Source organism: Nocardia sp. Root136, from assembly GCF_001427185.1.
Taxonomy (GTDB): Bacteria; Actinomycetota; Actinomycetes; order Mycobacteriales; family Mycobacteriaceae; genus Nocardia; species Nocardia salmonicida.
This window is the reverse complement of sequence record NZ_LMFE01000008.1, coordinates 228,967-238,369: the sequence shown is the minus strand read 5'-3', so window position 1 is coordinate 238,369 and position 9,403 is coordinate 228,967. Positions and strand designations below refer to the sequence as shown.

11 protein-coding genes are annotated in these 9,403 nt (G+C 67.7%); 5 read left to right on the top strand and 6 right to left on the bottom strand.

Annotated elements, in window-relative coordinates; translation table 11 throughout:
- Positions 1-43: 43 nt before the first annotated feature.
- Both ASD42_RS22305 and ASD42_RS22300 read left to right on the top strand, forming a co-directional pair.
- Entirely contained in the window at positions 44-1,198 is a 1,155-nt protein-coding gene (locus tag ASD42_RS22305; protein ID WP_056819856.1) for a serine hydrolase domain-containing protein, read from the top strand.
- A gap of 29 nt (positions 1,199-1,227) precedes the next feature.
- The gene (locus ASD42_RS22300) at positions 1,228-2,013 is read left to right on the top strand and encodes a MerR family transcriptional regulator (protein ID WP_056819853.1); all 786 of its coding nucleotides are present in this window, start codon (positions 1,228-1,230) and stop codon (positions 2,011-2,013) included.
- A gap of 13 nt (positions 2,014-2,026) precedes the next feature.
- Here ASD42_RS22300 and ASD42_RS22295 read toward each other — a convergent pair whose 3' ends face one another.
- The 6 genes from ASD42_RS22295 to ASD42_RS22270 form a co-directional block, all read right to left on the bottom strand.
- Positions 2,027-2,506 (bottom strand): hypothetical protein, encoded by a 480-nt coding sequence (locus tag ASD42_RS22295; protein WP_235569774.1) that lies wholly within the window; start codon positions 2,504-2,506, stop codon positions 2,027-2,029.
- Between the two features lie 8 nt (positions 2,507-2,514).
- Positions 2,515-2,928, bottom strand: coding sequence for an NUDIX hydrolase (locus ASD42_RS22290; RefSeq protein WP_056820451.1), 414 nt, complete (start codon positions 2,926-2,928; stop codon positions 2,515-2,517).
- A 95-nt stretch (positions 2,929-3,023) separates the two neighbouring features.
- Positions 3,024-3,503, bottom strand: coding sequence for a carboxymuconolactone decarboxylase family protein (locus ASD42_RS22285; RefSeq protein WP_056819847.1), 480 nt, complete (start codon positions 3,501-3,503; stop codon positions 3,024-3,026).
- On the bottom strand, positions 3,500-4,579 hold the full coding sequence (locus tag ASD42_RS22280; protein ID WP_056819845.1) for an NAD(P)H-dependent amine dehydrogenase family protein: 1,080 nt from the start codon (positions 4,577-4,579) through the stop codon (positions 3,500-3,502). Before ASD42_RS22280 ends, ASD42_RS22285 begins: the two co-directional genes overlap by 4 nt.
- Before the next feature lie 49 nt (positions 4,580-4,628).
- The gene (locus ASD42_RS22275; protein ID WP_056819842.1) at positions 4,629-5,741 is read right to left on the bottom strand and encodes a DNA glycosylase AlkZ-like family protein; all 1,113 of its coding nucleotides are present in this window, start codon (positions 5,739-5,741) and stop codon (positions 4,629-4,631) included.
- A 69-nt stretch (positions 5,742-5,810) separates the two neighbouring features.
- Entirely contained in the window at positions 5,811-6,188 is a 378-nt protein-coding gene (locus tag ASD42_RS22270) for a BlaI/MecI/CopY family transcriptional regulator (RefSeq protein WP_255284383.1), read from the bottom strand.
- 216 nt (positions 6,189-6,404) lie between these two features.
- On the opposite strand from ASD42_RS22270, the gene rox reads away from it, so the two are divergent.
- From rox to ASD42_RS22255, 3 genes are all read left to right on the top strand, one after another.
- On the top strand, positions 6,405-7,841 hold the full coding sequence (gene rox / locus ASD42_RS22265; protein WP_056819839.1) for a rifampin monooxygenase: 1,437 nt from the start codon (positions 6,405-6,407) through the stop codon (positions 7,839-7,841).
- Positions 7,842-7,922: 81 nt separating this feature from the next.
- Positions 7,923-8,810: an RNA polymerase sigma-70 factor gene (locus ASD42_RS22260; RefSeq protein WP_056819835.1), complete on the top strand. Its 888-nt coding sequence runs from the start codon at positions 7,923-7,925 to the stop codon at positions 8,808-8,810.
- Between the two features lie 105 nt (positions 8,811-8,915).
- On the top strand, positions 8,916-9,389 hold the full coding sequence (locus tag ASD42_RS22255) for a flavodoxin family protein (protein ID WP_056819833.1): 474 nt from the start codon (positions 8,916-8,918) through the stop codon (positions 9,387-9,389).
- Positions 9,390-9,403: the final 14 nt, after the last annotated feature.

Genomic DNA, 9,403 nt, shown 5'->3' with positions numbered 1-9,403 from the left:
TCACTCTTGAGGTTGACCATGGGTCAAGGTGGAAGCTCATCTCATGACTTCGAACTCGAACACCGCAACGAATATCACCAAAACTGTTGCCGCACAGGCATATCCGAATCTTCAGCAGACGATCGAGGAGATCGTCGACACCGGTTTCGTCGGCCTGCAACTGCGGGTCGACGACGAGCGCGGCGAGTGGGTCGGCAGCGCCGGGCGCAGCGTGCTGGGCGAGCCTGCGGCACCGCCGATCAACGGGCGCGTCCGGATCGGCAGCAACACCAAGACCTTCGTCGCGACCGTGGTCCTGCAGCTGGTGGCCGAGAACAAGATCGCCCTGGACACCCCTGCTGTCGACTATCTGCCCCGGTTCGCACTGGACCCGCGGATCACGGTCCGGATGCTGTTGCAGCACACCAGCGGGATCTTCAACTTCACCGGCGAGGTCTACGAGGACGGGACGACCGCGCCGGGCGTCGTCGCCTGGGGTGGCAAAGAATGGGTGGACAACCGCTTCCTGACCCATGAGGCCGACGAACTGGTGCGGCTGGCCCTGGCCCAGCCTGCCCGATTCGAACCGGGCACCGACTGGAGCTACGCCAACACCAACTACGTGCTGGCCAAGCTGCTCATCGAGGCGGTCACCGGCCGCCCACTGGCCGAGGAGATGCAGCGACTGATCCTGGGTCCGCTCGGACTGTCGGACACCGTGGTGCCGGAGACCTCCACCGAGATCGGCGGACCGCACGCCCACGCCTACTACCGCTACGACGACGCCGGCGTGGAGAAGACCGTCGATGTCAGCGTGCAGAACCCCTCCTGGATCTCCAGCGGCGGCGACATGATCTCCACCAGCAAGGACCTGCACACCTTCATCTCCGCCCTGCTGAGCGGCAAGCTGCTGCCCGCCCCGCTGCTGGCCGAGATGCTCATGCCCGAAACCAAGGTCGGCTACGGCCTGGGGGTGTTCGTGCAGAAGACCGCGACCGGCACCGTCATCACCCACAACGGCGGCCACGGTGGTCACGCGGCACTGATGTACAGCACACCCGACGGCGCCAAAACCATGACCGCGGCGCTGAACTATGTCGACGACGCCGACCTGTCGCTGTCCACGGTGTTCCAGGCTGCCACGCAACGGCTGGTCGACGAGGTGTTCGGCGCCGAGGACTTGACCTCGCCCTCGCATCAAGGTCAACTTTCTCAGTAGGACTACCCCGAGCAGGGCGGACTGAGCAGATGAACAACGGCGTCACGATCGGCCAGGCCGCGGTATTCGCCGGCGTCACGATCAAGACCGTGCGGCACTACGAGAAGAACGGTCTGCTCGAAGAACCAGCGCGCGACAGCTCCGGCTACCGCCGGTACGGCTCGGCCGCGCTGCTGCGCCTGGTGCAGGTCAGAACCCTGGCCGGTGCCGGAGTACCGCTGGCCGAGATCGGCGCCCTGCTCGACGCCGACGCGGCATCGTTCGCCACCGAGCTCGCCGACGTCGAGCGGCGCCTCACCGAACGGATCGAGGAGTTGATCGCCCGCCGCGACACCCTGCACCGCCTCGCCGACGGCGACCGAACGCTGCTGCCCGACCGCGCGGTGGCGCTGCTCGCCCGCCTGCCCGAACTCGGCATCAGCGAGGCAGACATCGCCGCCGCCCGCGAGGGCTGGGTGCTGGCCAGAGCTCTCGTTCCGGAAGGCTTCGACGACTACCTGGCCAATATCGAGACCGCCATCGAAGACCCCGAGTTCCTCGCCGTGTATCGGCGCGCCTCCGAGGCGATGAGCTGGGAGCCCGACGACCCCAGGATCGAGGACCTCGCCACCGCAGTGGCCGAGCACTATCTCGCCAACCCCGATCACCTCGAGATCGTGACCGGGCTACAAGCCGGCACCGAGGCCGCGACACGCTACAAATTGATCCGGCACCACGGTGAAGAGCCGGAATCGACCGCGGCTCGGATGTCAACGCTCGTCGAAACGAAACTGCGTGCCGCGGGTGTACGGATTCCCGGACAGAACTCTCGGTGAGGCGCTGCCACCCTCAGATCTGATGCACCCACGCCACGAAGAACAGCCCGCCCGCCGCCGCGAGCACCACCACGATCGGAATCGCCCACCACGAGCGATCACCGCCCAGAACAGTCAGGATCACCCGCAGCTGCAACCGGCCGAACAGGGCGATCGAGCCGACGAACACCGGCGCGATCAGCACGCCCAGCGCCGCGTGCACCGCCCACGCTCCCGCCAAGGTGGGTCCGCCCCAGGAGTTCTCGTACCCATCGGCGGCGACCAGCGGATAAGCCAGACCGCGCACCAGAACCAGCACGCTGAGCATCGCGAGGAACCAGCCGAGTAGCCCGAGTCCCCCCGACAGCACCGAGTGGATCAGGCAGCGTCCCAGCGAAACATGGCGGGCGCCGACCGGTTCGCGCAGGAGCAGGCGCGGCACCCGCAGCCGGGTCCGTACCCGCGTGAATGCCAGTGGCAGTGCCAGCAGTTCATAGAACGCCGACCGTGCCACCGCGCCGATCACCGCAGCGACCCGGCCGCTGCTAGGTCGTCGAACAGCAACTGGTCGACCGGGGGGACCAGATCGCGGTCGCCGAACCCGAACCAGGCCAGCGCCTCGATTTCACTGCTGGCCGTGAGCACCCCGCGGTAGTCGGCGGTGTAGCACGCCATCCGGACCACAGTGTCGTGCCCGTCGGCGACCGCGGCCTCGTAGGTGCCGACGTGGACGGCGCTGTCCGGTGTGAGTTCGACGGTCAGTTCCTCGGCGACCTCACGGACCAGGGTCTGCAGGTCGGTCTCGGCGCCTTCGCGTTTGCCGCCGGGAATGAAGAACACGTCCTTGCCGCGTGGACGGGCGCACAGGATGCGACCGTTCTCGATCAGCACCCAGGCCACCGTATCGATGAGCTGCTGTCGCGCAGGTTCCACCACGGCCCGCAGCTTAACCGGGATCGGTGCGACAGTGTTGCTCAGCGTCTGGCACACAGCCGGTGGGAATGCGGTGCGATGTCTGGCGCAGGCGGCGGTCAGTGCCCGGGCAGCACGCACACGGTGTCCAGCCCGAGGACACGATTGAGGCGTCCGAACGCCAGCCAGGAACCGATGCTCATGCTCAGCTCCACCACTTCGGCCTGGGAGTACTCGGCGAACATCCTGACCCAGAATTCGTCGTCGAGGCCGTGATGGTCGGTGGCATAGCGCTCGGCGTATTCGGCGGCCAGCCGGGTGCGTTCGTCGAACTGGTCGGTGTCACGCCAGTGCGTGACCGCCTCGGGGAATTCCGCCTCGACCTTCTGCCCGTCGCGTTCGGTGCGCCAGTCCTGACAGAACAGACACCCGTTGATCTGGGCGATCCGCAGCCGGGCCGCTTCGAATTCACGCAGGCCGAGGGTGGAGTGCTCGTAGACCGACAGCGAGAACGCCGCCGCGGCGACGCCGATGCCGGGCACCATCTCGCCCCACACGTAACCGATGGGATCTTTGCCCTCGGGAATATCGATGATCATCGTGGTGTCCTTCCGAGTTTGCCGACCGCGGCACGCAGCGGCACATCGAGTGCGTCATAGAGACCGGGCGGCGCCTCGTCCAACCAGTCGATGGCATTGACCAAACGTCCTACCGCCGTGGCGTTTCCGCCCGCCGCGCGATTGCCGCCCTCGTCGGTCGCTTCCACGCTGACCCCGATGCGCGGCGAGCCCTCGATGATCACCCGGTGGGCGCCGTCACCGTCGGGTGGTGTCGGCCAGTCCGGTGCGCAGCTGGGATGAATGCGGGTGACATGCTCGATCACGATGCGCGCCTGCCCGTCGATGATGCCCTGCACCTCGAACCGCACCGCGCCCTGCGTGCCCGCGTCGAAGGCTCCCATCCGGGTGGTCTGCACCGTCTCGTCGAGGGCGCGCCGGTCGACGGTTTCGCGGATCTCGTCGAGTTCGACACCCAATGCCCTGGCCATCAGCCGAATCTGGCCGCCCCACACCATCGTCGGCACGCTCGCCATCAGCATCGGCGGTTGGTAGTCCATCGGCTGTCCCATGCCGACGAGATAGCGCACCGAGTCGGGTTGGTCGTAGGTGGAGTAGTCGAAGATCTCTTGGCAACGCACCACGTCGACGGTGGCGGCGAGCCCGCTGATCAACAGTGGCAGCACATCGTTGCCCCAGCCGGGATCCACGCCGGAGACGAACAGTGAACCACCGCCCGCGGCAATGGCTTCCAGCACCGGTTCGCGCATTTCGGCCGGTGCGTTGCGCGGGTCGTAGAGGGCGTAGAGCGCGGGGGTGACGACGACAGCCCCGGCACGGATGGCTCGCACGATGTCGGCGAGCGCTTCATCGGGCCGGATCTCTCCGGAAGCCGCGTACACCACCGCCCGCGGACCGGTCGCGAGGAGCGCGTCGATGTCGTCGCTGGCGGCCACCCCCAATTCGGTGTCGAGGCCCGCGAGCGTGCCCGCGTCTCGGCCGACCTTGTCGGGGTTGTGCACGAGCACCCCGGTGAGAACGAGCGCCGGATGGGCAGCCACGGCACGGATGGCCGCGCGGCCGACATTTCCCGTGCCCCAGACGATCGTGGGGATCATCGAGCCACCGTAGCAAGCGCTTGGTTCGGTGTCCGGAGTATCCGAAATCTCAGCCCACGCGCAGGCCGAGCCCGCGTGCGCCGGTCGCCTCGGCGAACCGCTTCACCGCTGCGGACAGCGTGCGCTTCGGGATTGTGCGCCCGTCGAACAGCGACACCACGAGCTCGTCGTCGACCTGTTCCCAGGTGCCCGCGATCCGGCCGTCCAGCAGCACCAGCGGGGAAATCCAGCCCGCCGTCCTGCTCACCTTCGACCGCTGCTCGGCGGGCAGGAGCACGGTGTCGCCGGTGCCGGGCCCCAACACGTACTGGTCGAACGGGCCGAGCAGATGGACGCCGCCGTCGAGGGTCGCCGTGGCGAGATCGTCGGCGAACTCGCTCGGAATCCAACCGATCCGACCCTCGACGTCGACCTCGGTCAGTGCCTCGCCCATGGCCGCGAACCAGCCACGCACCACGGTCTTGCGCACGCTGTTGCGACTGAGCCACGCGTCGAATGCCTCCGGCGTCGCGGGACCGTACGCGCCGAGATAGGCGCTGATCAGAGTCGGTGCGGCACTCTCGGGTTCGGGTAAGCCCTTCCATCCGGGAGTCAGGCCGGCCGGTGCGGTGAAGGTGACCTTGCTGCCGCGGGCGGGACCGTGGCACAGCGCGCCCTGCCAGGCCAACGGCTTGAGCACCGCACCCCACCCGGAGCGCAACTGCTCGCCGAGATGGGCGAAGCCGGGTTCGGCGAGCACCGCCTCGACCAGTTCGTCACGGGTCAGGACCTGATCGACCAGGACACCGGACACCACCTCCACCAGGGCGGCCACCTGCTCAGGGGTCGCACCGAAAGTCTTCTGCCACGACGGTTTCTCCCACGTGCGAGCCGAGCCGATCAGCGACAGCGCCGCCGCTGCCTGCTCGGGCACCATCGCGTGCAGCGTGCCGCGCATCGCCCAGGTCTTCATCAGCGTGCCCACACCCAATGCCTCGCCGACACCGAGTGCGCGGGCATCCGAACTTCGCACCGCGACAGCCGTTTCCGCCGCCGACGCCACCTGCGCCTGCACCCCGGCCAACCTGGCCGCGACATCCTCCGCCGAGCCCCCGGTCGGTGCCGCGACGTACTGACGACCCAGCCGCCAGGCGAACACCTGATCCCATCCGACACTCAGCATGCGTCCCCGTCCCCGTGACCGATCCCGTTGGCTCTGCTCATCAGATCAGATCACTCCGACACGGTCGGGCTAGCTCGCCTCACTGCGGCGGGTGGCGACGCGGCGCAAGGCCGCGCGTAATCCCGCGAACTCGTCCTCGCTGATCCGGTCGACGAAGAAATTGAGAACCAGGTCGGACCGACCGCCGACACCGAGCGCCTCGTGCATGAGCCGGGCGCTGTATTCCTCGCGGGTCACCGTCGGCCAGTACCGGTACGCGCGCCCCTCGCGCTCCCTGGCCAGCCAGCCTTTGCGGTGCAGATTGTCCATGGTCGACATCACGGTGGTGTAGGCGATGTCGCGCTCGGTCGCGAGTTCGTCGAACAGTTCGCGCACCGTGGTCGTGTCCACATCGCGATCCCACAGCCGATCCATCAGCACTGCCTCGAGATCCCCGAAACCACGCACCGCCGACCGACTCCTTCACCTTGCCCGAACCGGCTTCACAGTACCGGCACGCCATCGGTGAGAGTTGCGAGCATGGCAATGGCAAGGAGGGAAAACCACTCCTTGCCACCTCTAATCTATAGCGCACCCCGGGGCTTGCGGCAAGGCCCCGGTCGTGCTGCACAATCTCTCGGCGAGCCCGCAACCTGCGGATATCCGGTCGAAGGGGAGTATTCGATGATCGACGTGATCGTGGCAGGCGGTGGACCGACCGGCATGATGCTGGCCGCCGAGTTGAGGCTGCATGCGGTGCGGGTGGTGCTACTGGAAAAGGATGTCGAGCCGACGAAGATCGTTCGCTCGCTCGGTCTGCACGCGCGCAGTATCGAAATCATGGACCAGCGCGGCCTGCTCGACCGGTTTCTCGCGCTCGGGCGCAAGCATCCCGTCGGCGGCTTCTTCGCCGGCATCCCCAAACCCGCACCCGAACGACTCGACACCGCCCATCCGTTCGTGCTCGGCATCCCACAACCTCTCACCGACCAGCTGCTCAGCGAGCACGCCACCGAGCTCGGGGTCGAGATCCGGCGTGGCAGCGAAGTGGTCGGCCTCGGTCAGCACGACGACGCGGTCACGGTCGAACTGGCCGACGGCACACAGCTGCGGGCGCGCTACCTCGTCGGTTGCGACGGCGGCCGCAGCACCGTGCGCAGGCTGCTCGGCGTCGCGTTTCCCGGTGAGCCGAGCCGGGTCGAGACACTGCTCGGCGAAATGGAACTGACCGCGTCACCGGAAACGATCACCGAGGTGATGGCCGAAGTCCGCAAGACCCAGTTGCGCTTCGGCGCGATGCCGCTGGGCGGCGGGGTCTACCGCGTGGTCGCCCCCGCCGACGGCGTCGCCGAGGACCGTACGACCGCACCCACCTTCGACGAATTCACACAGCAGCTCGTCGCCACCGCCGGTACCGACTTCGGGGTGCATTCACCGCGGTGGCTGTCGCGGTTCGGCGACGGCACCCGCCAGGCCGAGCACTACCGCGTCGGCCGGGTGCTGCTGGCGGGCGACGCGGCCCACATCCACCCGCCCGCCGGTGGACAGGGCCTCAACCTCGGCGTCCAGGACGCGTTCAACCTCGGCTGGAAACTGGCCGCGCAGATCAACGGATGGGCGCCACCGGGCCTGCTCGACACCTACGAGACCGAACGTCACCCGGTGGCCGCCGACGTGCTCGACAACACCCGCGCCCAGATGGAGCTGATGTCGCTGGACCCTGGTCCGCAGGCGGTGCGCAGGCTGGTGTCGCGACTGATGGACTTCGACGACGTGAGTCGCTATCTCACCGAGAAGATCATCGCCATCGGCATCCGCTACGACTTCGGCGAGGGCGATCCCCTGCTCGGTCGGCGACTGCGCGACATTGCCTTGAAACGCGGTCGCCTCTACGCGCAGATGCACGCGGGTCGCGGGCTGCTGCTCGACCAGACCGGGCGCCTGTCGGTGCGGGGATGGGCGGACCGCGTCGACCACATCGTCGATGTCAGCGAAGAACTCGACGCCCCCGCGGTACTGCTTCGCCCGGACGGGCATGTGGCGTGGGTCGGGGACGACCAACAGGACCTGCTCGCCCACCTGCCGGTCTGGTTCGGCAGGGCGAACCGGGGAAGTTCCTGACCACCAGCGCGCGTCGACATGGTTGCGCCGACTCGCTGTCGCCCGGAATCATCGGCGTATGAGGTTGGCAGGGGTGGCCCGATGACCGAGCTCGACACGTTCACCACCTTCCGGCCACTGCTGTTCACGATCGCCTACGAAATCCTGGGCTGCGCCGCCGATGCCGAAGACGTGCTGCAGGACAGCTATCTTCGCTGGCGCGAAGCGACGGAGGTGACGCATCCGCGCGCGTACCTGGTGCAGATCGTCACCCGTCAGGCGATCAACCATCTCCGCTCGGTCCGGCGGCGCCGCGAGGACTACGTCGGCACCTGGCTGCCCGAACCGATCCGCACCACGCCCGATGCCGGCCACGACGTGTTGCTGGCGGAGTCGGTGTCGATGGCGATGTTGCTCGTGCTGGAAACCCTCGGCCCCACCGAGCGGGCGGTGTTCGTCCTGTCGGAAGTGTTCGGGCACAGCCACCGCGAGATCGCGGACATGATCGACAAATCCGACACCGCCGTGCGGCAGATCGCCCACCGGGCCCGCGCGCACGTCGCGGCTCGGCGCCGACGCTTCCGACCCGACTCCGACACCAGCCGGGCGGTGATCGGCCGTTTCCTGCTCGCCGCCCACACCGGCGATGTCGGCGCCCTCCTGGCGGTGCTCGCGCCCGACGTCGTCGAGATCTCCGATGGCGGCGGCCGCGTCTCCGCCGCACGCCGCCCGATCGTCGGCGCCGAGTCCGTCGCGCGGTTCATGATCGGGCTGGCACAGAACTCGATGGCGGGCGCGACTGTCGAATTCGGCAGTTTCAACGCCCAACCCGCGGTGCTCGTCCGGTCGAGGAACGGCGACCTGGACACGGTGCTGGTGGTCGAGATGATCGACGACCTCATCACCGGCCTCTACGCGGTCCGCAATCCCGACAAACTGCAGACGATCGATGTCATCCGGTCCCTCGACATCTCCGCTGACCTGCCCTGATCGCGTGCTGTGACCGAGAACACCCCGCGGGCGTGTCACGCTGGGACCCCGAGCGGTGTCTTCGAGAGTGTCCAGCAATTGCAGCGGAACGAAAGGACCATCCCCATGAAGGTCATCCTCGTGTGCAAGTCGGTGTCGCACGGCAACACCCAGCGCGTCGCCGAGGCCATGAACCAGGTGCTCGGCGGCCGGGTCCTCGCCCCCGCCGACATCGACCCGGCCGAGCTCGCCGACTGCGACCTCGTCGGCTTCGGTTCGGGTATCTACACCATGGCTTTCCACCCGGAACTGCGCCGATTCATCGACGCGCTGCCGACCGGGCACCAGGGCAAGGCGTTCGTCTTCCGCACCAGCGGATTCCCGGAAACACCGATTCGCCGCTATGTCAGCACCTTGACCCGCGACATCGAGCGCAAGGGCTTCGACGTGATCGACGCCTTCGACTGCCGCGGCTTGGACACCGTGCTACCGCTGCGCCTGGTCGGCGGCATCCATAAAGGCCACCCCGACGCCGCAGACCTCACCGCCGCCCGCGCGTTCGCCGAAAATTTGCGCGCCAGGATTACCGCCGCACCTTGAGCGACCGAACTCGT